The following is a 22,913-nucleotide window of genomic DNA, read 5'->3' on the forward strand; positions in this document are numbered from 1 at the left end:
AAAACCCGGCACAGCGGAACATCGTTTTCAAGCTTATAGCGGATAAGCCCGCTTAAGCCACAAGTAGTATCTTATCACAATTTCATAGCCTATGCAATAAAATCTATTCTTTTTCCCATTCAGAAATCCATTTTCTTTGCTGCTCTGTAAGCGGATAGTCTTTCAAAAGATCAGGACGTCTTACATAGGTCCTTCTGATCGATTCTTTATTCCGCCATTCTTTGATTTTTGCATGGTTTCCTGATAGAAGTGTTTCAGGCACTTTTAAACCTTTATAATCTGCCGGTCTTGTATAATGCGGGTGCTCTAAGAGACCGGTGCTGAATGAATCCTCAATATGGGAAGCTTCTTTGCCCAGCACACCCGGAAGCAGTCTGACGACACTGTCTGCAATCATCATTGCAGGAAGCTCGCCGCCTGTCAGAACAAAATCGCCAATTGATATTTCATCCGTCACCAGATGCTCTCGAATGCGTTCATCATATCCTTCATAATGGCCGCAAATGAACAGCAAATGCTCTTCCTTTGCTAATTGTTCGGCTTTTTTTTGGGTAAAACGCTCACCTTGCGGGCATACGAGGATGATACGCGGAGCAGCTGCTGCCTTTGATGTCAGATCCTCGACCGCGTCAAAAACAGGCTGAGGCTTGAGAACCATGCCTGCGCCGCCGCCATAAGGATAATCATCAACAGTATTGTGCTTGTTATCAGAATACTCCCGGAAATTCACAACCTGAAACTGCACCGCATCTTTTTCCTGGGCTTTTTGAAGAATCGATGAACCGAGCACACCTTCAAACATTTCGGGAAACAGCGTCAAAAAGTCGATTTTCATTCGTCTATTAACCCTTCCATGAGTTCAATCTCAATTTTCTTTTCGCTGACATCGATATGCTTGACCACTGATTCAATGTAAGGAATCAGTGCGTCTTTTTTCCCTTTTCGCGCGACGACCCATACATCATTAGCTCCAGGCGTCAAAATTTCTTTGATATTTCCGATTAGTTCGCCGTCTTCTGTAAATACTTCGCACCCAATAATTTCGTGGAAATAAAACTCTCCCTCATTCAGCTCTCCTAAATCCTCTTCAGGAACTTTAATGATTGCGTTTTTCAGTTCCTCTACTTCATTCAGGCTTTGTCTTTCTTTAAACTGCAGCAGATGAAATTGCTTATGCAGTCTGTGCGTGTTTACCGTTACTTCCACGGGTTCGTTACGTCCGTCCATAAACAAATACAGCGTGTTGCCCGGCTTGTACCGTTCTTCGGCAAAATCTGTTTTCGAAATCACCCGAACTTCGCCTTTGATTCCGTGGGTATTTACGATTTTGCCTACATTAAACCATCGCGTTGTCATATGATCACCTCTGGCGAATTTCAATTACTTTTCCGTCTTTTATGACGATGGTGTTTGCTGCTGTTTTCTCCTGCCAGTCATCCCCGGCTTCAATTGTCAGCAGCGCATCGACTTCCTTTTCTTTCATCTCACTGCCGAGCGGCAATGTATGTACTTGACCGATTTGAAAATCGATTATTTTTATGTTATCTTTTCGCTTTTCTATTGCCTTTTTAAATTGTTCAATCATATCTGGGTTTTGCTGTTCTTTCTCATGTTTTCTAAGCTGAAAATAGAGCTGGCTGCATTCTCGTTCAAGCATTTGTTTCTTTTCGGCAAAAGAAGCTAAAAGCTTTTCTTTGCTGCGCTCGGTTAAGACTTGCATAACGGCTACACGGTGAATAATTTGCATCGCACCAAGCTCCCCGCTTTTAAAACTTTTTTTGGCTCAGGCTTTTCTATTTTGCCTAAGCTTCTATCAGTTTACCCTTTTTTTGCGTGTAAAAAAAGGGGAGGTGCCGGCCCTCTCCCTTTTAGTCAAATATCTCAAATTGAACTTTCTTAGAAGACTGTGCGCCAGCTGCAAATACAGCTGTTCGAATCGCTTTTGCAGTCCGGCCTTGCTTTCCGATAACTTTACCGGTATCTGACTTATGGACAGATAAGCGCAGCGCAATCTTTTGATCGGTTTCTTCTCTTATGACGCGAATGTCATCTGGATGATCAACAAGCGGCGTCACAATTTTGACAATCAAATCTTCCAAGTGTTGATCAGTCATTACTTGCCTTGTTTAGCGTTGTGGAATTTTTCCATGATTCCTTGGCTAGAGAACAAGTTGCGAACTGTATCAGATGGTTTCGCTCCAGTTTGAAGCCATTTAAGAGCAAGCTCTTCGTCGATTTTTACTTCCGCTGGTTTTGCAACCGGGTTGTAAGTTCCGACTGTTTCGATGAAACGGCCGTCACGCGGTGAACGAGAATCTGCTACAACAATACGATAGAAAGGAGATTTTTTTGCTCCCATACGTTTTAAACGAATTTTTACTGCCATTTTACTAGCACCTCCGAAAATATTTCAACAAGATAGTATATTAACAATGATAAAAGTGTTTGTAAAGTGTTTTTTCTTAACAACGGTTTTATCATGTATAACCGATTACATAAAAGGTAGCTTAAACCCTTTTTTCTTACCTTTTGACATGTTTGTCATCTGCTTCATCATTTTTTTCATTTCGTCAAACTGCTTAAGCAGACGGTTGACTTCCTGCACGGATGTCCCGCTTCCTTTCGCAATCCGCTTCCGCCGGCTGGCATTGATGATATCCGGCTGTTCTTTTTCAAGAACAGTCATGGATTTAATGATCGCTTCCACATGATTCAGCTGTTTTTCATCAACTTGGATGTTTTTCAGGCCTTTCATTTTGCCTGCACCCGGCATCATTTGCAGAAGCTCATCAAGCGGCCCCATGTTTCTGACCTGCCCGAGCTGCTCCAGAAAATCGTCCAATGTGAAGCTCATCGTCCTCATTTTTTGTTCGAGCTCTTTGGCCTTATCTTCATCGACGCTGGCCTGTGCTTTTTCAATCAATGTCAGCACGTCGCCCATGCCAAGAATCCTTGATGCCATGCGTTCAGGATGGAACGCTTCTAATGCATCAAGCTTTTCGCCTAAACCAGCGAACTTAATCGGCGTGTTTGTGACCGCGCGAATAGAAAGCGCAGCACCGCCGCGTGTGTCTCCATCAAGCTTAGTTAACACAACACCGGTTAAACCGAGCTGTTCATTAAAGCTTTTGGCAACATTCACAGCGTCCTGACCGGTCATTGAATCGACAACCAGGAAGATTTCTTCCGGATTCGCGATTTCTTTCACGTTGGTCAGTTCATCCATCAGTTCATGGTCGATATGCAAGCGGCCTGCCGTATCCAAAATGACATAGTCATAATGTTCTTCCTTGGCTTTTTCAATAGCCTGTTTAGCTATTTCTACAGGACTGACCTGATCACCAAGAGAGAAAACAGGCATGTCAAGCTGTTTGCCGAGCGTTTCAAGCTGCTTAATCGCGGCTGGGCGGTAAATATCGGCAGCAACCAGAATCGGTTTGCGATTATGCTTTTTGCGCAGCAGATTCGCAAGCTTACCGCTTGTTGTCGTTTTACCGGCACCTTGGAGACCGACCATCATAATAACAGTCGGCGGTCTTTTTGCAACGGCGATTTTGCTCTCTTCGCCGCCCATCAGCTCAGTCAGTTCCTCTTTAACAACTTTAATGACCTGCTGGCCGGGCGTCAGACTTTTCATGACGTCTTGGCCTACAGCGCGTTCACTTACTTTTTTGACAAAATCCTTGACTACTTTAAAGTTAACGTCAGCCTCAAGCAGCGCAAGACGAACCTCACGCATCATATCTTTTACATCTTGTTCGCTGACTTTCCCTTTTCCGCGGATTTTAGAAATCGTCTGCTGCAGTCGGTCGGCTAATCCTTCAAATGCCATAGTTTGCCGCCTCCTAATCTAATTTCTCAAGCGCTTCAATCAGAGCTGTAATTTCTTCCTCTTCTTTTGAACCGGAAGCAAGCTCCTTCAGCTTATTAAACATCTCTTTACGCTCCTGAAACTTTTTCAAAAGGAGCAGCTTTTCTTCATATTGTTCAAGCATCGCTTCTGTTCGTTTGATGTTATCATAAACAGCTTGTCTTGAAACCTCATATTCTTCGGCTATTTCGCCTAGGGAGAAATCGTCCAAATAATAAAGCGACATGTAGCTCTTCTGTTTTGACGTCAACAACGACTGATAAAAATCAAACAGATAGTTCATTCTCGTTGTCTTTTCGAGTGACATTTGAGCTCTCCCCTTTGTTAAGTCAAATCCCTTTACGATAACTTAGTTTACACGGTTTCATTGAGACTGTCAAGTTTTTATCTTGTCAATGCAATGATTACCTTTTTCCAAAATACGCTAAATAAAATCCAATTTATTCCGATGTTGTATATGAACCCTATTTTAAAGGAGGATTTTTTATGAAAAAAATCGGTTTATTATTTATGCTGTGCTTGGCAGCCGTGTTTACAATCATTTTCCCTGCACATCAAGCAGACGCTGCTGAAGCGCCTTATAAGGCTTCAATCACTAATATCAGCACAGATGGAGGGGTTTACGGAAAAATCAATTACGGCCAAGGTCAATTTTGGAGAGTCAAGTACAATATTACGATAAGCGGCAAATTACTCGACCAAAACGGACAGCCGGTGCCAAACGCTCCAGTAAGATTCGAAGCAGATACGAAAGTCGGAAATACAACACAAACAGCTTCAGGAACAACCGATGCAAACGGAACGTTTGAGGTTCCAATGTATTTGGGGCCAGCTGCAGGGTACTACACGTATTACACATCTGTTTCCGTTCATTACTATGACATCATCCCATTCAGAGTTTATTCAGGAGATTCAAGACTGGCATCCACTGATAACAGCCTTTATCATTTCGCCTATCAAGTGAGAAGATAAAAAAAGAAAAAGGCCCCCAAATGTGAGGGCCCTTTTTTAATCGTCGGCTTTTTCTACTAAATCTGAAAAGAGTCCGTACACATACGATTCAGGATCAAATTCCTGGAGATCATCAACTTTTTCACCTAACCCGACTAGTTTAACCGGGATGTGAAGTTCGTTGCGGATCGCAAGGACGATACCGCCTTTTGCCGTACCGTCAAGCTTCGTTAAAGCAATGCCGGTAACATTTGTTGCTTTAGAGAACTCTTTCGCCTGTGCCATAGCGTTTTGGCCGGTTGTGGCATCAAGGGCAAGCAGCACTTCATGCGGCGCTTCAGGCACTTCTCTTTCGATGACGCGCTTCACTTTTTCAAGCTCTTTCATTAAGTTTACTTTGTTTTGGAGACGCCCTGCCGTATCACAGATTAATACATCGGCATTTCTTGCTTTGGCAGCATGGACAGCATCGTAGATGACAGCCGCAGGGTCACTACCGGCGGTCTGCTTAATGACAGGAACTCCCGTACGCTCTCCCCATACTTCAAGCTGTTCAATGGCGCCTGCTCTAAATGTGTCTCCGGCAGCAAGTACGACAGATTTTCCTTCTTGCTTTAGTTTATGGGCAAGCTTTCCGATCGTTGTCGTTTTGCCGACTCCGTTTACACCCACCAGAAGGATTACATTTAAACGGCCATCCTGGATGTTCAACTCAGAAATTTGCTCATCTCCGCTGTTATAAATCTCGACCAGCTTCTCAGAAATAACAGACTGGACTTCCATCGGATCTTGAATATTCCGGCGTTTGACTTCTTTTTTCAGCTCATCTATTAATTCCATAACGGTTGTAAAACCGACATCCGCGCTGATGAGAACCTCTTCAAGCTCTTCGAAGAAATCCTCATCCACTTTACGGTAACGGGATACAAGATCATTCACTTTGTTTTGAAAGGAGTTTCTTGTTTTTTCAAGGCCATCCTTAAACTTTTCAGATACGGAATCTGTCTGTTTTGTGATTTTCTCTTTTAATTTTTTAAAAAAGCTCATCTTTTAACCTCTTTCCTCGTTACTGAACGAATTCTTTTGTTTCTTCCAGCTTAACTGAGATTACCTTGGAAACACCGGATTCCTGCATTGTTACGCCGTATAGTACATCCGCTTCCTCCATCGTCCCTTTTCTGTGGGTAATCACGATAAACTGGGTATCGCTGCTGTATTTTTTTAAATACTGCGCAAAACGGAACACGTTCGCTTCGTCGAGCGCAGCTTCTACTTCGTCAAGAACGCAAAACGGCACAGGACGAACCTTTAAGATTGAGAATAAGAGCGCTATTGCAGTAAGCGCACGCTCTCCGCCTGACAGAAGGTTTAAGTTTTGCAGTTTTTTCCCCGGCGGCTGTGCGATAATCTCGACTCCTGAGTGAAGCAGATCGTTAGGATCGGTGAGCCTCAGTTCAGCTCGACCTCCTCCGAATAGGGAGCGGAAGACTTGATCAAAGTGTGATCGGATTTGAACGAATGTGTCGTTAAAGCGTTTCGTCATTTCTTCATCCATTTCTTCAATCACTTGGAACAGGGTATTTTTCGCTTCTGTCAAATCTTCTTTTTGTTCTGACAGAAACTTATACCGTTCGTTGACCCTTTCAAACTCATCTATGCTTCCGAGGTTTACGGTGCCCAGCTCTTCGATTGCGAGTTTAATCAGCTTCACGCGCTTTCTGGCTTCCTCTGGATCAGTTTCAAGCTGATATTTCTCTTTTGCCCCCTCAAAGGACAAGCTGTATTCCTCCCGTAAGTACTGGAGTAAATTATCAAGCTCTACTTCCATTCGGCCAAGTTTGACTTCTTCGTCTTTTAGGAGCGTTGTTTTTTGTTTATACAGGCGTTTCATTTCTTTCAGCTCACGCTCATACGTATCAAGTCCATGCTGAAGCTTGACACGCTGATCGCGTCTTAACGCAATCAGTTCGATCGTTTTCGTTTTGTCATTCAATTTATGTTTTGCGGCTTCTTCCAGCTTTTCTTCGCCGCTGGTGCTTGAAGACATCTCTGACGTTAAAAAGCTTAAGTCTTCTTTCGCCTCTTTTAACGCAAACTCTGTTTCTGTGAGCTCTTTCTTTAATCTGGCAAGGTTGTCCTCTTCACCCTTGCATGCCTGTTCTTTTTTGGCAGCTGTGATCTTCAGCTCAGTCAGCTCGTTGGAGAGAGACTCTTTCGTTGACGATTGTGTTTGTTTTTGTTTTGTCAGTCTGTCAATATCCTCTTCAAGCTGTTTCATCTTTTCTGATACGGAAGAAAGCTCTTCTTCCAGCTTGCGTTTGCGTGTTTTCTTCTCTTCATCGCTTTCTGACAGAGCAGATTTTTCTTGATCGTAGAGCTCTAAATGGGTGTTGATATTTTTCTCGGCAACTTGTAGTTCGTACAGCTGGCCTTTTACATCCTGCTGCTTTAATCTTAAGCCTTCCCCGGTTTCTCTTAAGTCAGCCAGTTTTTTCTCCATATCCTGAATGGATTGCTTAAGGGTTTTGACTTCTTGTTCAAGCAGTGCTGTTTTCTCTTCCATTTCAGCGAGCCGTTTGCTCACATCTTCAAGCTCCCGGCTTCTTCCAAGCAGGGAGTTATTTTTCTTTTTAACCGCGCCGCCCGTCATCGAACCACCCGGATTCACGACATCTCCCTCAAGGGTTACGATGCGGTACCGGTGACCGAGAAGCTTCGCAAGCTCGTTTGCTCCCTTTAAATCCTCTGTGATCAGCACGGTTCCAAGCAGGTTCTGGATGATGCGCCGATACGCAGGATCAAATGTGACTAGTTCACTGGCAACCCCGAGAAATGACGAGTGCTGTGCTGCTGTTTCCGCGTCACGGCTTTGAAGCTGGCGGTCTCTGATAACAGAAAGAGGCAGAAACGTCGCCCGGCCGAAGGAATTCTGTTTTAAATATTGAATCGCTTTGCGGGCAGACTGTTCATCGTCGGTCACGACATGCTGGGCAGAAGCGCCGAGCGCAATTTCGATGGCCGTTTCATACTTCCGTTCTGTTGAGATCAGCTCAAGTACAGCTCCGCGAATTCCGCCAAGGCGCTCTTTCGCTTTCAGCACTTCTTTAACACCTTGATAAAAGCCGGAGAAATCACCCTGCATCGTCTCAAGCATGTCCTTTTTCGATCTCGCTTGCTGAACGTATTGGTATGCCTGATACAGAGCGGATTCATTTTTTTCGTATTGACGCTTTTTCTGCTCATATTTTGTCTGCATGTCACGATATGCACTGACTTGGCTGTGTATCTCCTGCTCAATTCGGGCAAACTCCGTTTCACATGCGGCTTTTCGCGCAGAAATATCGCGCCGTTCCTGAAGATGCTTTTCATTGTTGTCCGCAAGCCTCTGCAATATAACAGCGGATTGGGACATCTGGTCATCCAGCAGCTGGAGCTCATTACGAATCGAAGCCTGGCTGTTCAAAAGCTCAAAGTAATCGCTTTTCAGCTGCTCGATTTTCTCTTCGACATTTTCATTGTGAAGACTAAGAGCCTGCTGCTTTTCTTTTACCTGAGCTCTTAACTGTTTCACCTCTGTCTGAAGCGTTTCGAAGACAGCTTCCTGCTTCGCAAGCTCTTCTTTCAGCACCGTTTCCTTTTGCTGAAACTGAACGATGGCTTCTTCAAGCTGTTCTTGGTTCTGCACAGCGTTTTTCTTGCGTTCTTTCAGGACTTCTTTACGGCCTTCAAGCTTTTCCAGCTCTTCACTCGTTGCCAGTAAGACTTGCTGGAGCTCATCTACTGATTCATCAAGCGCTTGAATTTTGTCTCGCGTATCCTCAATCTTTGCTTCTTTCGCAGAAATCGCAGACGATTCAGCGAGCTCTTCTTCTTTGGCGAGCTGTACCTTCTCTTTAAGAGTTGACCATTTGCCATGCAGCTCTTCGATATCATAGACTGTCAGCGCAATTTCAACATGCTCCAGCTCTTTCTTTTTCTCCAGGTAGTCTTTCGCTATTGAAGCTTGAATTTTAAGAGGTTCAACCTGTCCTTCTAGCTCATGTAATATATCTTCTACCCGGTTTAAATTGTCCTGTGTCTCAAACAATTTATTTTCTGCTTTTTTCTTTCTCGTTTTATATTTAAGCACTCCGGCCGCTTCTTCAAAGATACTGCGGCGATCCTCCGCTTTACTGCTCAGGATCTCTTCCACTTTCCCTTGGCTGATAATAGAAAATGCTTCTTTACCCAGGCCAGAGTCCATAAATAAATCAATAATATCTTTTAAGCGGCACGGCTGATTGTTAATCAGAAACTCACTCTCGCCTGATCTGTACACGCGTCTTGTGACACTGACCTCATGGAAGTCAATCGGCAAGAAATGATCATCATTATCAAGAGTAAGCGTAACTTCAGCTAGATTTAATCGCTTTCTCGAATCACTGCCGGCAAAAATGATATCTTCCATTTTTCCGCCGCGAAGAGACCGGGCTGATTGTTCTCCGAGAACCCAGCGAATGGCATCTGTGATGTTGCTTTTTCCGCTTCCGTTCGGGCCTACAACCGCTGTAACGCCTTTTACAAAATCTACGGAAATTCGTTCTGCAAATGATTTAAATCCTATAACGTCTAAACGTTTGAGGAACATAGCGATCCTCCTTATGTAATAAGTATTTCAATTCTATCATAAACATGGGTGAAATAAGACGGCATACATACTGAAATCCCCCTTACGACTCAGGGGGATTTTATTGTTTCGTATGGTGTTTTTGCAATTTAGCTAAAGCTTCCTGAGCAGCGTGCTGTTCGGCTTCTTTCTTTGAACGGCCATTTCCGACTCCGAGTGGTTCACCCTTTAGAGATACGATGGCTTCGAATTCACGATTGTGCGCAGGACCTTTTTCGTTGGAGATTTTATACTCCAGAGAGCCTTTGCCGTCCCGCTGCACATATTCCTGCAGCTGGCTTTTGAAATCCATCACATGAGAAAAAGCACCATCGTTAATTTTAGGGAACACATAGACTTTTAAGAAACTTTCGACCGGCTCTAACCCCTGGTCAAGATACAAGGCTCCGATAAATGCCTCAAAAACATCCGCCAATAGAGCAGGACGCTTTCTTCCGCCTGTCATTTCCTCACCTTTACCCAACAGGACAAGGTCGCCGAATGACAGTTCGTGAGCCAATGAAACGAGAGACGGTTCGCATACAATCGCGGCTCTCAATTTCGTCAAATCTCCTTCACTCATAGCCGGGTACTTGGCAAATAAGAATCTGGAGATCGTCAGTTCCAAAACAGCGTCACCTAAAAATTCAAGCCTTTCATTATCTTCATACGGCTTTTTCCGATGCTCATTCACATAAGATGAATGTGTAAATGCTTGATACAAAAGCTTTTCATTTTGAAAGTGAACCGAAATCCGTTCTTGAAACTCTTTAAATTGTTCTACTTTTTTATAGAACTTTTTTTTATCTTTATAATGTGAGTGTTTTGACATAGTAACCTCCATAGGCACATCAGGTTCACCGCGCTTCTCTGACTAAACCGGATACAGCGCGCGTAAAAGCGGCATGCTGTAATAACTGCACGAATAAAGGGCTAAAGCCCCGCGTTTCGGCGGGACTTTTAGCATCAGCTTATTGCTGGTTTTGTATGTAGTTCACAGCGTCGCCGACTGTTGCAATCTTTTCAGCATCTTCGTCAGAAATTTCCATATCAAACTCGTCTTCAAGTTCCATAACAAGCTCAACTACATCTAGGGAATCAGCACCTAAGTCTTCCTTGAAAGAAGCTTCAAGTTTGACGTCTGCTTCATCAACGCCAAGGCGATCTACGATGATTTTCGTTACACGCTCTAATGTATCTGCCATAGCAATTCACCTCCCCTCAAGTATTATAGTGGATTCGTTTTTAAAAAACTAGAGAAACTATGATGAAATTTTTGAGAAAAAAACTTACATCACCATTCCGCCGTCAATATGAAGCGTTTGGCCTGTCATGTAACGGGCTCCCTCTGAAGCAAGGAACGTGACAACGCTGCTGACATCGCCAGGTTCGCCAAAGCGCGCGAGCGGAATTTGTTTCAGCATTTCGTCTTGAACGTCTTTTGAAAGCTTATCTGTCATATCAGTTGAGATAAATCCAGGCGCAATCGCATTTACCGTAATATTGCGGCTTGCGAGCTCCTTAGCAGAAGATTTTGTTAAACCGATCACACCGGCTTTTGCAGCCACGTAGTTGGCTTGTCCAGGATTTCCGCTGACGCCGACGATAGACGATACGTTAATAATCCGGCCTGAACGCTGTTTCATCATTTGTCTTGTAACAGCTTTCGTGCAGTTGAAAACACCCTTCAGGTTAATGTTAATGACATCATCCCATTCATCTTCTTTCATTCTCATGATGAGATTGTCTCTTGTAATTCCGGCATTATTAACAAGAATGTCAATCGTAGAAAAAACAGATAGCGTTTCTTTTATCATGTTTTGTACATCTTCGGGATTTGATACATCCGCTTTGACAGCAATTGCTTTTCTGCCCATTGATTTGATTTCATCTACGACTTCATTTGCTTTCGCTTCATTGCCGGAGTAGTTCACGACAACGTTTGCGCCGCTTTTTGCCAGGTCAAGGGCGATTGAGCGGCCGATTCCGCGGGATGCGCCAGTGACAATAGCTGTTTTGTCATTAAGCATTTTCATTCTCCTCCTTAAGCGTTTGAATTGCCAGCTCGATCGTTTCCGGATCTGATACAGCAATTGTTTTTAAGCGTCTGTTTACTTTTTTCACAAGGCCTGAAAGCACTTTTCCGGGACCGATTTCAATAAAAGTCGTCACACCCTCTGCAATCAGCTTGTTAATGCTTTCCTCAAAACGAACCGGAGAGTATAGCTGCTCAATGAGTTTCTCTTTGATGTCTGCCTTATCAGTCATAACATCAGCAGAAACATTTGAGATGACCGGAACGTCAGCGTCTTTTACTTCACAGGAGTCCAGTACTTCTTTCAGTTTTTCAGCAGCAGGCTTCATCAGTTCGGAATGGAACGGACCGCTTACTTCAAGCGGGATTGCGCGTTTTGCACCGTTCTCTTTTGCCTGTTCAGACGCAAGCTCTACCCCTTTAGCTGTTCCGGAAATAACGATTTGTCCGGGACAGTTGAGATTCGCAAGCTGTACAAGGTGGCCTTCCTCCGTGACTTTATCGGTTACTTGCTTTAATGCTTCAGCATCCATGCCGAGAATCGCAGCCATAGCTCCTTCGCCAGCCGGCACCGCTTCATTCATAAACTCGCCGCGTTTTCTGACGGTATAAACAGCATCTTTGAAAGACAGTGCGCCAGACGCAACCAGTGCGGAATATTCACCAAGGCTGTGTCCTGCTGTGAAATCAGGTGTAATGCCTGATTCTTTAAATTTCTCAAGAACAGCAATGCTTGTCGTCAGCAAGGCAGGCTGCGCATTGTATGTAAGTGTTAATTCTTCAGCATCACCTTCAAAAATCAGTGAGCTGAGTTTTGTTTCCAATGTTTCATCTGCTTCATCAAACAGACGTTTTGCAGCAGGCACCTGCTCATAAAGCTCTTTTCCCATGCCGATAAATTGTGATCCCTGACCCGGGAATAAAAATGCAATCTTGCTCATGATGTAAAAACCTCCAGACTACTCATCTGTTTTTTCTTCTTTAACTTCTTTCTGAATGAGCGCAGCCACATTTTGGCTGACCATCTCTCTTGCTTGCCGAATCGCATGAAAAACAGCATTAGAATCTGAAGAGCCGTGCGCCTTGATCACAGGCGCTTTTAAGCCAAAAAGACTTGCTCCGCCATAATTCGAATACTCCATTTTCATTTTCATTTCTTTCAACTTTGGCTTCAGCACAGCTGCTGCAAGCTTTGATGTGAGATTAGACGTCATTACTTCTCTCATCATTTTAAAAATAGATAATGCAGAGCCTTCCAGTGTTTTGAGTGTAACATTCCCGGTAAAGCCGTCTGTTACTACAACATCCGCCACATCATCTAAAAGGTCTCGCGCTTCCACATTTCCGATAAAATTAATATTTGCTGTTTCTTTTAAAATTTGAAACGTCTGCTTCGTCAGTTCGTTTCCTTTTTTATCTTCTGTTCCGACATTTAAAAGCCCGACTCTCGGTGAAGTGACACCGCGCACTTGCTGAGAATAAACAGAACCCATGATGGCGTATTGAACGAGGTGCTCCGGTTTGGCATCGACATTGGCGCCGACATCAAGGAGAAGAAAACCGTCTCCTGAAACAGTCGGAAGTGTCGGGGCAAGCGCCGGGCGGTCAATTCCTTTAATTCTTCCGACAATAAACAGACCGGCTGTCATTAATGCACCGGTATTTCCTGCAGAAATGCAGGCGTCAGCTCTGTTTTCCGCAACTTCCTGCGCCATAAGGACCATAGATGAGTTCTTTTTTCTTCTCACGGCGCGGACCGGTTCATCCGTAGGCTCAATCACTTCATCTGCGTGCAGCACCGTGATGCGATCTGATGTTGTGGTTAAGTGTGATTCTATCGTTGTTTTGTCACCGACAAGTGTGATATGGAGATCATCAAATGCCTCTATCCCCTTTATAACTCCGTCAATAACAGCTTTGGGAGCGTGGTCTCCTCCCATTGCATCTACAGCTATTCTCATGCATGCTCCACCTTTATGAATGTTTTGAACGGTACATGTCAAAATGTCCAGAAAAAACAATTTCTTCGCCGACATAGCTGTTCACTTCGACGACCGTTCTTCCTTTTTCTTTTTCGACTGCCGTCACTTTCGCTTTCGCTACGACACGTTCACCCTGCTTTACCTGTCTTGTAAAGCGGATGTCTGCACTTGCAGTCAGCGCCAGCTCGTCATCAATGACTGCAACGGCCAAAGAATTCGCCTGCGCAAATAAATGGTGCCCTCTCGCAATCTGATTCCGGCTGAACACATGCTCCTGTTTTATTTCTAAAATGGATATCGCCTGATCATCCAGCTCAAGGTCAATAATTTCTCCGATAACTTCGTCCAGTGACAGAGATTTCACTTCATCTTCAAGCGTTTTCTCTGCCACATTCTTAATTCTTTCTCTCAGCTCCGGTATGGAAAGCTCTAAGCGGTCCAAACGTATCGTCTGGATGCTCACCCCAAATTTACCCGCTAATTCTTCGTCTGTAATAAAGGGGGTTATTTGAATCGTCTGCTGAAGTAATTCCTGGCGTTCTCTCTTATTTCTTCTCATATCTAAACACCATCCGGACAATTAAGACTAGGTACTAATAGTAGTATATAATTTCATAGATTGGAATGCAACGATTGTTTCTGATTGAACACCAAAAACTTCTGGTGCTCAGCTCAATTTTTCCCCGTCCATTACGCCGCTCTTCAGCAAATGCTCTCTCAGCGCACCGTATTCCGGCTCCTTCCAGAACGCGTCAGAAGCCACAAGATTCGAAGCATCCTGCCTTGCTGTTTCAAGCGCTCTGTAATCATGAACCATGTCCGCCACCTTGAATTCAGGCATACCGCTTTGTTTTTTCCCGAAGAAATCCCCGGGGCCTCTCAGTTCAAGGTCCTTTTCAGATAGCTCGAAGCCGTCATTGGTCTCGGACATGATTATCATCCGTTCTTTTCCTGTTTCTGATTTAGGGTCGGCCATCAGAATGCAGAAAGATTGATGCTCCCCCCGTCCGACACGTCCGCGCAGCTGGTGAAGCTGTGACAGCCCGAAACGGTCGGCATCATAAATCACCATAATGGTTGCATTCGGAACATTCACGCCAACCTCAACAACAGTGGTTGATACGAGAATTTGACAGTGATTCGCGCTGAATTCTCTCATGACCTGATCTTTTTCTTCAGAATGCAGCTTTCCGTGCATAAGACCGACGTTCCATTTCCCCCGGAAAATGTCAGAAAGCATATTGTACACGTCAATGGCGTTTTGCACATCAAGCTTGTCTGATTCTTCAATCAGCGGACAGATGATATAAGCCTGCCTGCCCTGCTTTAATTCTTTTTCGACGAATGCCAAAATACGGTCCAGCATGTCATGCTTTACCCAATAGGTTTCGATTTGTTTTCGTCCCGCCGGCATTTCATCAATGACAGATACATCCATTTCACCGAACACTGTAATGGCTAACGTTCTTGGGATTGGAGTAGCTGTCATAAAGAGAACATCGGGATCCTGCCCTTTGTTCCGAAGCTTTTTGCGCTGCTCAACTCCAAATCTATGCTGTTCATCTGTAATAACGAGACTCAGCGCCTTAAACTCCACTTCATCTTGGATTAAAGCGTGGGTTCCTACAAGAATATCAATCTCTCCCGCCGCAAGGCGCTCAAGCAGCTCTTTTCGCCGCTTTCCTTTGACAGAGCTTGTCAAAAGGGCGACGCTGACATCCCACTTTTCAAATAGTGAAACGAGCGAATCAGCATGCTGTTCGGCCAGAATTTCTGTCGGCACCATGAGCGCTCCCTGGTATCCGGACAGAATCGCGGCATACAGCGCAATGGCGGCGACTGCCGTTTTTCCTGATCCTACGTCCCCTTGAAGAAGACGGTTCATTCTGTATGGAGAAGACATGTCTGCTGTTATTTCGCGAAGCACGCGCGACTGGGCGTTTGTGAGGGGAAACGGGAGGCTTTTGATAAATCTCATGAGTTCTTCGTTTGAAAAACGCTGCCGTATCCCTTGAGTCTGCTCTCTTTCCGCCTTTCGGAACGCCTGCATTTTCAACTGAAACAACAAAAATTCTTCGTAAACAAACCGGCGTCTGGCAAGCTTTAACGCTTCTCTTGTTTCAGGCTGGTGCATTGCTTTTAACGCCTGTTGATAGTCCGGCAGCTTATAGCTTGTTCTTAGCTTTTCCGGAAGAGGATCCGGAAGTGAGTCTGCATATTGGGTCAGCGCCTGTTGAATAAAGCGTCTCATCATTTTGACGGTTACATTTTCTTTCACAGAATACACTGGTTCAATGCTTTTATCCTCTTGATGCGGCCCGTTTTTTAACTCCTGAACAGAGATGGTTTGGCGGTGCTTGTCCCATTTACCGGAGATCGTCACAACAGAGCCAAGCGAAAGCTTTTTCTTCAAATAAGGCCGGTTAAAACATACGGCTGTGATTAAATAGTGGCCGACAAGAAGCCTGAATGTCAGCCTGTTTCGTTTCTTTCCGTAATAGGTAAGAGAAGGCTCTGAATGAACCTTCCCTTCGACGGTAACTCTTTCATCATGCTTCACTTCTTCTAAATCCCTCAGCTCGTAGTCATCATAGCGATAAGGGAAATAATTCAGAAGATCAGAAATGTCATAAATACCGAGTTCATTCAATGTTTTTTCTGTTTCCGGCCCAATACCCTTAATGTTAGCTATACTAGTTTGCTGATGTTGTTTCACGTGAACCTAGCGCTCCTCCGAAAATTTTTTTCTCTAATTCTCTTCCAGTCGGTGTTGCTGCTAAACCGCCCTGGCCTGTTTCTCTAAGTGCAGTGGGCATCGTTTGGCCAATTTTATACATTGCATCGATAACCTCATCACATGGGATGCGGCTTGTAATGCCTGCCAATGCCATATCAGCAGCAATCATCGCATTTGACGCGCCCATTGCATTCCGTTTCACGCAAGGCACTTCAACAAGCCCCGCAACAGGGTCGCACACAAGGCCGAGCATATTTTTTAATGTAATGGCCATGGCCTCTGCGCTTTGTTCGGGCGTTCCGCCTGCCATTTCAACAATCGCCGCAGCTGCCATGCCTGAGGCTGATCCAACCTCTGCCTGACATCCCCCGGCGGCGCCGGAAATACTTGCGTTATTAGCCACAACAAATCCGAAAGCACCGGCCGTAAACAAAAAGCGGATCATTTGTTCTCTTGTTGGGTTCAGCTTTTCTTTTACAGCAAATAACGTGCCTGGCACCACACCAGCAGAACCTGCAGTCGGTGTCGCGCAGATCGTTCCCATGGCTGCATTTACTTCATTAGTTGCAACAGCTTTCGATACCGCATCTAAAATCAGCGGTCCAGACAGGCTTTTTCCTGATTGAATGTAGGCCTGCAATTTAACGGCATCCCCGCCTGTTAAGCCCGTTTGGCTCGTAACTCCCTCGAGTCCTTTCTGAACCGCCGCTTCCATAACAGTCAGATTGTGATCCATCTGCTGAAAAATCTCTTCTTTTGTTTTTTCTGTTACTTCCATCTCTTGTGCGATCATTACCTCAGAGATGGATATTTGCTTTTCTTTAGTAATCTCAATTAATTCCTTTACATTACGAAACATAACTGGCTCCTCCTGACCTTTCTCTAGTCAGCAATCTTTGTCACTTGAATAATATTCGGCAGCTTCGACAGCTCGTCGAGAACGTGGTCGTCAATATTTTGATCGACTTCTATTGTCATCAGCGCAAGCTGGCCGATATCTTTGCGGGCTACTTCCATATGGCCTACGTTGATTGAAAATTTCGCCAAAACATTGGCAACACCGGCAATCGTGCCAAACTTGTCATTATGAACAACCAATATGGCCGGATGATTTCCTGAAAGCCGGAGTTCAAAACCATTTAATTCTGTGATTTCAATCTTTCCTCCGCCAATTGAAATACCCGTCAGCTCAAGCTCTCCCTTTTCATCAGAAATGGTGATTTTGGCTGTGTTCGGATGGACCGGGACAGCATCTTCAACCCGAAACTCTATATCAATTCCTTTATCTTCTGCAATTTTTATAGCGGTTTTAATTCGTTCGTCGAATGTATCAAAATCAAGCAATCCGCCGATAATCGCGACATCTGTGCCGTGGCCCTTATACGTTTCCGCAAAAGAGCCGTAAAAGGATACGACGATGCTCTCAGGCTCTCTGCCAAATAAACTTCTGGCCACTCTCCCAATTCTCGCCGCTCCCGCTGTATGCGAGCTGGACGGACCGATCATAACCGGGCCGATAATATCAAAAACGCTTCTGTATTTCATGCTATTCCTCCTTATGAACAAGAGCTTATAAGCGCTTTGCTTCTAGACTAATTGATCACATATAAAATGGCAAGCGGGCGCGTTACAGCGCTGCCGCACTTAAAAGCAGACATAAGAATAGAAGGGCGAATCGCCCTTCTATTCTACAGAAACTATATACGAATACAGCGGCTGTTTTCCGTTGTGGATCTCAACCTCAATCTCCTCGTACTTTTCACTAAGAAACGCTTCAAGCTCCTCCGCTTCTTCCTGAGACGCATCCTCACCATATAGGATGGTGACAATTTCGTCGTCTTCTCCGATCATTTCTGACAGCAGCATTTTCGCGGCTGACAGCTGATCTTCAGCAGTGCCGATAATCGTTCCATTCAGAATTCCCATAAAGTCGCCTTTTTTAATATCTTTGCCGTCAATATGAGTGTCTCTGACTGAGTACGTCACCTGCCCGCTTTTTACTTGCTGAATGGCGCTGAGCATATTGGCTTCGTTCGCTTCAGTTTCTTGATCCGGATTAAATGCCAGCAGGGCTGACATCCCTTGCGGAACCGTTTTGGCAGGAATGACAAAAACCTGTTCACCCATTACGCTGGCCGCTTGATTAGCAGCCATGATGATGTTTGAGTTATTCGGTAGGATAAACACCGTTTCTGCATTTACAGATTTCACGGCCTCGACAATATCCTCAGTGCTCGGGTTCATGGTCTGCCCGCCTTCAATCACAACAGAAGCGCCGATGCTTTTGAATAAGTCAGAAATGCCTTCTCCCATCGCTACAGTCACAATGCCATACGGCTGCTTTGCCGGCGGTTTTTCGTTCTCAGCAGGCTTGCTTTCTTGGCTGATGATGGAGGTATGCTGTTCTCTCATATTTTCTATTTTAATTTTGATCAATTCACCGTAATGCTGGGCATAGTTTAATACATTTCCCGGCTCTTCCGCATGAATATGAACCTTTGCCAGCGATTCATCCGCAATGACTAACAGAGAATCACCGAACTGGCTTAGGTCTTGTCTGAACGTGCCTTCGTCGAATTCTCGTTTTGTCTGATCGAGCCTAACCATCACTTCGGTACAAAAACCAAATTCAATATCTTCGGTATTCATCATGCTTTGCGCGCTCTTGTGATGCTCTGCGCTGACCATGTCGTCAAGTGACGGAAGAACTGCTTTCTGAGGCACAATTTCACCTTTTAATGAAGCAAGAAAACCTTCATACACACAAAGCAGGCCTTTGCCGCCGCTGTCGACGACTCCTACTTCCTTCAGGACAGGAAGCAATTCAGGGGTCCTGTTTAAAGACGCCTCTGCTTCACCTGTCACAGCAGTCATCAGCGCTGTGATATCGGTTTCTTTTTCTGCCAGAGCCACCGCTTTTTTCGCAGCATCTTTTGCAACTGTTAAAATGGTGCCTTCTACAGGTTTCATGACAGCTTTATACGCCATATCAACACCTGCTTGCAGTGCTTGTGCAAACTCTAACGCATTAATTTCTTTTTTCGTTTCAATGCTTTTACTGAAGCCGCGGAACAATTGGGACAGGATAACTCCTGAATTTCCGCGTGCTCCCATGAGCAGTCCTTTAGATAACGCGGAGCCCACCTTACCGATATCATCCGTATCCATTTGCTCCACTTCTCTTGCTCCGGAAGTCATCGACAGGTTCATGTTTGTTCCCGTATCGCCGTCCGGCACCGGAAACACGTTCAGCGCATCAACCGCACTCGCGTTTTGAGACAGATTCTGCGCTCCCGCAAGAATCATCTCGGCAAAGGTTCTGCCGTCTAATGTTCTGATAGACAATCCTACTCCTCCTAACTACGGGTTCGTCACTCGTACGCCTTGGACATAAATATTGACAGAGTCCACTGCCAGTCCGATGGTTTGGTTTACTGTGTACTTTACTTTTGTTTGGACATTATGTGCCACTTCAGAAATTTTCGTGCCATAGCTGACAATGATATACATGTCAATATGTATCTGTTCTCCTTCTTGGCGAACTTGGACACCCCTGCTGAAATTCTCTTTCCGAAGGATTTCAGTCAGTCCGTCTTTAATCTGGTTTTTGGAGGCCATGCCGACAATGCCGTAACAGTCAATCGCCGCCCCTCCTGCAACCATCGCAATGACTTCATTAGATATATCAATCTGCCCGTACTTCGTTCTTAATTCAATGGACACACTAGTTCCTCCTTCGAATGCATAGAGTTACAGCTATTCTACTATATGGTTTCCATTATGAAAAGAAAAGACCCGGGTATTGCTGCCCGTCCCTCTACATATACTATAGCGCCGCTGTTTCTGCAAGATGTCAAGTGAATTTTCTTGAAAGATGATGAAACAATAGTTGCAAACGTTTTTTAGCTGTGGTAAATTATTTAAAGTATCCATATCGAAAGCATCTAAGATCATATGAATGTTTAAAAGTAGATGTTTTGTGCAAGTGAGGAGGGAAACAAATGGCACGTAAATGCGTTATCACAGGTAAAAAAACAACAGCTGGGAATAACCGTTCTCACGCAATGAACGCTTCTAAGCGCACTTGGGGCGCGAATCTTCAAAAGGTTCGTATCCTTGTGAACGGAAAACCTAAAAAAGTATATGTATCTGCTCGAGCTTTGAAATCCGGTAAAGTTGAGCGTGTATAACAAAATGAACGCCTGCCCCGATATGTGGCAGGCGTTTTTATGTGGTGAAAGAGGGCTTTGAACCCCTGGGCATTAATCTTTTCTAAATGAGCTCAGCATCGCCCGGACAATTCCTCCTAAAAACTTCGGCAATTTAATGGTGTAAAATTTCATTTTTGTCCCCTCCTATAACGTCCCGTAACCGCCTGTTCATTGATTTCAGCAAATGAATGAAAGCACATGCTAATCCGTGCTTCTTATCATTATTAATATGCCTTTTGTAAACGAAAAAGTACCTCGTGAATGAATGAGTTCGTTACTAATACATAGTGTTGAACCGAGCGTAATATGACACTTATTTAGCGGATATTTAAAACCGTCCAGGGTCAGCTCATGTATTTCTTCGGAAAACGGTATGAAGGAGATATATCGCTTGTTTTCATCCTTCTCAATATCATATTCACCGGGAGGGAACATTTGAATATGATTTTGTTTGTCTATCAGCCTAATTTTTATATTTGTTTTTACACCTCTGTACAGAAGCTGGATGTTTCCTAAAAAATGATCAGCTCTGCCGCCTGTAATGCCGAAAATCTGAATGATATCCGGCTGCTTTTCCAGCGCCCAGTCAAGGGCGAGGTCTAAATCTGTTTGATCTTTTTCTGCTTGATACACATGGAGTGCGGGAGCGGCTTTTTCAATTCGGCGGCGTTCTTGCTCTGTTATGCTGTCAAAATCTCCAAAGGCTTCATCAGGAATGATCCCGGCATCTAAAAGAGTGACCGTGCCTTTGTCGACACCGATCCAGAGGATGTGTTCAGCCGTATAGCCGGTTAGATCGGGAATGAGATCTTTAGGGCCTCCCGCAACGATATTGATTGTTTTCATCTCTGATTCCTTTCTCTGCATACAGGAAAAAGAGCTTAGGCTCAGTATGCCCAGCTCTTTTTTGATTTGCTTATTTGCTTCCTCTGATTTCAGAAATCGCTTTTTTGCGGTCAGGCTGGCCATAAACAGCTGAGCCGGCAACGAGTAAATTTGCGCCCGCTTCAATGACTAGCGGAGCGGTTTCTTTGTTGACGCCGCCGTCTACTTCAATTAACAGATCTTTTTTTCCTCTTTCATCGGCCATTCGCTTAACCTCTTTTATTTTAGGAAGGACTGAATGAATAAATTTCTGCCCGCCAAATCCCGGGTTCACCGTCATTAAAAGAACAAGATCAAGGTCGTCAAAAACATGCTCGATGACTTGAACAGGCGTATGCGGGTTCAGAACAACACCGGCCTTCACGCCATGCTCTTTAATGAGCTGGATGGTGCGGTGCAGGTGTGGACATGCCTCAGCATGCACAGACAGGATATCTGCGCCCGCTTTCGCGAAATCCGGGATATAACGATCCGGCTCCTCTATCATTAAATGAACATCAAGCGGCAGATCTGTTACCGGCCGGACAGCTTCTACAATCAGCGGACCGATCGTGATATTCGGGACAAAATGGCCGTCCATGACATCAATATGAATACAATCGGCTCCGCCCTTTTCTACATCTTTAATCTCATTGCCTAAAGCGGCAAAATCAGCGGAAAGAATAGATGGTGCAACCTTTATCATTATGCTAATACCTCGGCTTTCTGTCTTTAATCTCCGTCATAAATTCAACATAATGGTTATAGCGGTACTGCTTTAATTCCCCGTCTTCAACAGCTTGTTTCACCGCACATTTCGGCTCTTTTAAATGCAGACAGCCTCTAAATTTGCATGAAGAGCTTTTTTCTCTAATATCAGGGAAGGTATAGCCCAGCTCTTCTTCCTCAATGTCTGTGAATTCAAGCGAACTGAATCCCGGAGTATCCGCTACCAAGCCTCCGGACGTGTGAATCAGCTCCACGTGACGGGTTGTGTGTTTCCCGCGGCCCAAATGCTCGGAAATCTCGTTTGTTCTCAAACCGAGCTCCGGACTGATCGCGTTGAGAAGCGAGGATTTTCCAACACCGGACTGACCGGCAAACACCGTTGTTTTGTCCTTAAAATGCGGGATGATGTCCGTTAAACTGTCTTGGTCTTTAGAGGAGGTGAGGTACACGTCATAACCAATTTTCCGATAGTCTTCTGCATAGGCTTGAATCACATCTCGTGTATCTTGATCTTCAATCAGATCCATTTTTGTAATGCATATAATCGGCTGAATATCATTGGCCTCAACAAGAACCAAGAAGCGGTCGAGCAATGCCGTGCTGAAAGAAGGCTGAACCGCTGAGAATACAAGGACCGCTTGATCAACGTTGCAAATTGGCGGCCTGATAAGCTCATTGGTTCTTTCTTTAATTTCTAACAGATATCCCTCTTTATTATTTTCAGCCTGATACACAACGTAATCGCCGACGAGAGGGGTAATTTTGTTCTTTCTGAAAATACCTCTTCCTCTGCATTGTATCACTTTATCTGAATCCTCTGATTCATCCAGTACATAGTAAAAGCCGCTTAGCGCCTTAATAATTTTGCCCTCAGGCATATTTTCCCTC

At 44.5% G+C, this 22,913-nt stretch carries 26 protein-coding genes; 2 read left to right on the plus strand and 24 right to left on the minus strand.

Going from position 1 to position 22,913, the window contains the following annotated elements; all coding sequences use genetic code 11:
- Nucleotides 1-103: 103 nt before the first annotated feature.
- The 7 genes from trmD to BSI_RS11470 all read right to left on the minus strand — a co-directional run bounded on the left by trmD (nucleotide 104) and on the right by BSI_RS11470 (nucleotide 4,178).
- On the minus strand, nucleotides 104-835 hold the full coding sequence (trmD, locus tag BSI_RS11500; RefSeq protein WP_003238578.1) for a tRNA (guanosine(37)-N1)-methyltransferase TrmD: 732 nt from the start codon (nucleotides 833-835) through the stop codon (nucleotides 104-106).
- Nucleotides 832-1,356: a ribosome maturation factor RimM gene (gene rimM, locus BSI_RS11495; protein ID WP_003238580.1), complete on the minus strand. Its 525-nt coding sequence runs from the start codon at nucleotides 1,354-1,356 to the stop codon at nucleotides 832-834. The genes trmD and rimM overlap by 4 nt, the downstream gene beginning before the upstream one ends.
- 4 nt (nucleotides 1,357-1,360) lie before the next feature.
- Nucleotides 1,361-1,747, minus strand: coding sequence for a YlqD family protein (locus tag BSI_RS11490; protein ID WP_003238581.1), 387 nt, complete (start codon nucleotides 1,745-1,747; stop codon nucleotides 1,361-1,363).
- 121 nt (nucleotides 1,748-1,868) lie between these two features.
- Nucleotides 1,869-2,114 carry a KH domain-containing protein gene (locus BSI_RS11485; protein ID WP_003238584.1) on the minus strand — a complete coding sequence of 82 codons (246 nt, stop codon included), beginning with the start codon at nucleotides 2,112-2,114 and terminating at the stop codon, nucleotides 1,869-1,871.
- Nucleotides 2,114-2,386: a 30S ribosomal protein S16 gene (gene rpsP / locus BSI_RS11480; protein WP_003220815.1), complete on the minus strand. Its 273-nt coding sequence runs from the start codon at nucleotides 2,384-2,386 to the stop codon at nucleotides 2,114-2,116. The genes BSI_RS11485 and rpsP overlap by 1 nt, the downstream gene beginning before the upstream one ends.
- Before the next feature lie 105 nt (nucleotides 2,387-2,491).
- Nucleotides 2,492-3,832 carry a signal recognition particle protein gene (ffh, locus tag BSI_RS11475; protein WP_003238586.1) on the minus strand — a complete coding sequence of 447 codons (1,341 nt, stop codon included), beginning with the start codon at nucleotides 3,830-3,832 and terminating at the stop codon, nucleotides 2,492-2,494.
- 13 nt (nucleotides 3,833-3,845) lie between these two features.
- Nucleotides 3,846-4,178 carry a putative DNA-binding protein gene (locus BSI_RS11470; protein ID WP_003238590.1) on the minus strand — a complete coding sequence of 111 codons (333 nt, stop codon included), beginning with the start codon at nucleotides 4,176-4,178 and terminating at the stop codon, nucleotides 3,846-3,848.
- Between the two features lie 179 nt (nucleotides 4,179-4,357).
- Between BSI_RS11470 and BSI_RS11465 the strand changes: the two genes are divergently transcribed.
- Nucleotides 4,358-4,843 (plus strand): Ig-like domain-containing protein, encoded by a 486-nt coding sequence (locus BSI_RS11465; protein ID WP_003238593.1) that lies wholly within the window; start codon nucleotides 4,358-4,360, stop codon nucleotides 4,841-4,843.
- Nucleotides 4,844-4,879: 36 nt separating this feature from the next.
- Here BSI_RS11465 and ftsY read toward each other — a convergent pair whose 3' ends face one another.
- The 13 genes from ftsY to BSI_RS11400 form a co-directional block, all read right to left on the minus strand.
- Nucleotides 4,880-5,869 carry a signal recognition particle-docking protein FtsY gene (ftsY, locus tag BSI_RS11460; protein ID WP_003238594.1) on the minus strand — a complete coding sequence of 330 codons (990 nt, stop codon included), beginning with the start codon at nucleotides 5,867-5,869 and terminating at the stop codon, nucleotides 4,880-4,882.
- Nucleotides 5,870-5,888: 19 nt separating this feature from the next.
- Nucleotides 5,889-9,449: a chromosome segregation protein SMC gene (smc, locus tag BSI_RS11455; protein ID WP_003238595.1), complete on the minus strand. Its 3,561-nt coding sequence runs from the start codon at nucleotides 9,447-9,449 to the stop codon at nucleotides 5,889-5,891.
- A 100-nt stretch (nucleotides 9,450-9,549) separates the two neighbouring features.
- Complete coding sequence (rncS, locus tag BSI_RS11450; RefSeq protein ID WP_003232030.1) at nucleotides 9,550-10,299, minus strand: ribonuclease III; 750 nt, start codon at nucleotides 10,297-10,299, stop codon at nucleotides 9,550-9,552.
- A gap of 139 nt (nucleotides 10,300-10,438) precedes the next feature.
- Nucleotides 10,439-10,672: an acyl carrier protein gene (acpP, locus tag BSI_RS11445; RefSeq protein WP_003154310.1), complete on the minus strand. Its 234-nt coding sequence runs from the start codon at nucleotides 10,670-10,672 to the stop codon at nucleotides 10,439-10,441.
- Between the two features lie 84 nt (nucleotides 10,673-10,756).
- A complete protein-coding gene (fabG, locus tag BSI_RS11440) occupies nucleotides 10,757-11,497 on the minus strand; it encodes a 3-oxoacyl-[acyl-carrier-protein] reductase (RefSeq protein WP_003238596.1) in 741 nt (246 codons plus the stop codon).
- Nucleotides 11,490-12,443 (minus strand): ACP S-malonyltransferase, encoded by a 954-nt coding sequence (fabD, locus tag BSI_RS11435; protein WP_003238597.1) that lies wholly within the window; start codon nucleotides 12,441-12,443, stop codon nucleotides 11,490-11,492. Before fabD ends, fabG begins: the two co-directional genes overlap by 8 nt.
- An 18-nt stretch (nucleotides 12,444-12,461) precedes the next feature.
- Nucleotides 12,462-13,463 carry a phosphate acyltransferase PlsX gene (plsX, locus tag BSI_RS11430; protein WP_003238598.1) on the minus strand — a complete coding sequence of 334 codons (1,002 nt, stop codon included), beginning with the start codon at nucleotides 13,461-13,463 and terminating at the stop codon, nucleotides 12,462-12,464.
- A gap of 13 nt (nucleotides 13,464-13,476) precedes the next feature.
- Entirely contained in the window at nucleotides 13,477-14,043 is a 567-nt protein-coding gene (gene fapR / locus BSI_RS11425) for a transcription factor FapR (protein WP_003238599.1), read from the minus strand.
- Between the two features lie 108 nt (nucleotides 14,044-14,151).
- Entirely contained in the window at nucleotides 14,152-16,200 is a 2,049-nt protein-coding gene (gene recG / locus BSI_RS11420; RefSeq protein ID WP_003238600.1) for an ATP-dependent DNA helicase RecG, read from the minus strand.
- Nucleotides 16,178-17,080, minus strand: a complete 903-nt coding sequence (gene sdaAA / locus BSI_RS11415; RefSeq protein ID WP_003238601.1) for an L-serine ammonia-lyase, iron-sulfur-dependent, subunit alpha — start codon at nucleotides 17,078-17,080, stop codon at nucleotides 16,178-16,180. The genes recG and sdaAA overlap by 23 nt, the downstream gene beginning before the upstream one ends.
- Nucleotides 17,081-17,103: 23 nt before the next feature.
- A complete protein-coding gene (sdaAB, locus tag BSI_RS11410; protein WP_003238602.1) occupies nucleotides 17,104-17,766 on the minus strand; it encodes an L-serine ammonia-lyase, iron-sulfur-dependent subunit beta in 663 nt (220 codons plus the stop codon).
- A gap of 138 nt (nucleotides 17,767-17,904) precedes the next feature.
- The gene (fakA, locus tag BSI_RS11405; protein ID WP_003238603.1) at nucleotides 17,905-19,566 is read right to left on the minus strand and encodes a fatty acid kinase ATP-binding subunit FakA; all 1,662 of its coding nucleotides are present in this window, start codon (nucleotides 19,564-19,566) and stop codon (nucleotides 17,905-17,907) included.
- A 15-nt stretch (nucleotides 19,567-19,581) separates the two neighbouring features.
- Entirely contained in the window at nucleotides 19,582-19,944 is a 363-nt protein-coding gene (locus tag BSI_RS11400; protein WP_003238605.1) for an Asp23/Gls24 family envelope stress response protein, read from the minus strand.
- 278 nt (nucleotides 19,945-20,222) lie between these two features.
- Between BSI_RS11400 and rpmB the strand changes: the two genes are divergently transcribed.
- Nucleotides 20,223-20,411 (plus strand): 50S ribosomal protein L28, encoded by a 189-nt coding sequence (gene rpmB, locus BSI_RS11395; RefSeq protein ID WP_003221548.1) that lies wholly within the window; start codon nucleotides 20,223-20,225, stop codon nucleotides 20,409-20,411.
- Between the two features lie 72 nt (nucleotides 20,412-20,483).
- Here the strand turns inward: rpmB and spoVM are convergent, their stop codons facing one another.
- From spoVM to rsgA, 4 genes are all read right to left on the minus strand, one after another.
- Nucleotides 20,484-20,564: a stage V sporulation protein SpoVM gene (spoVM, locus tag BSI_RS0121140; protein WP_032732056.1), complete on the minus strand. Its 81-nt coding sequence runs from the start codon at nucleotides 20,562-20,564 to the stop codon at nucleotides 20,484-20,486.
- A gap of 69 nt (nucleotides 20,565-20,633) precedes the next feature.
- A complete protein-coding gene (locus BSI_RS11390) occupies nucleotides 20,634-21,278 on the minus strand; it encodes a thiamine diphosphokinase (protein WP_003238606.1) in 645 nt (214 codons plus the stop codon).
- Between the two features lie 70 nt (nucleotides 21,279-21,348).
- Nucleotides 21,349-22,002, minus strand: coding sequence for a ribulose-phosphate 3-epimerase (rpe, locus tag BSI_RS11385; RefSeq protein ID WP_003238607.1), 654 nt, complete (start codon nucleotides 22,000-22,002; stop codon nucleotides 21,349-21,351).
- Nucleotides 22,003-22,006: 4 nt separating this feature from the next.
- Nucleotides 22,007-22,903, minus strand: coding sequence for a ribosome small subunit-dependent GTPase A (rsgA, locus tag BSI_RS11380; protein WP_003238608.1), 897 nt, complete (start codon nucleotides 22,901-22,903; stop codon nucleotides 22,007-22,009).
- Nucleotides 22,904-22,913: the final 10 nt, after the last annotated feature.

The organism is Bacillus inaquosorum KCTC 13429, assembly GCF_000332645.1.
GTDB lineage: Bacteria > Bacillota > Bacilli > Bacillales > Bacillaceae > Bacillus > Bacillus inaquosorum.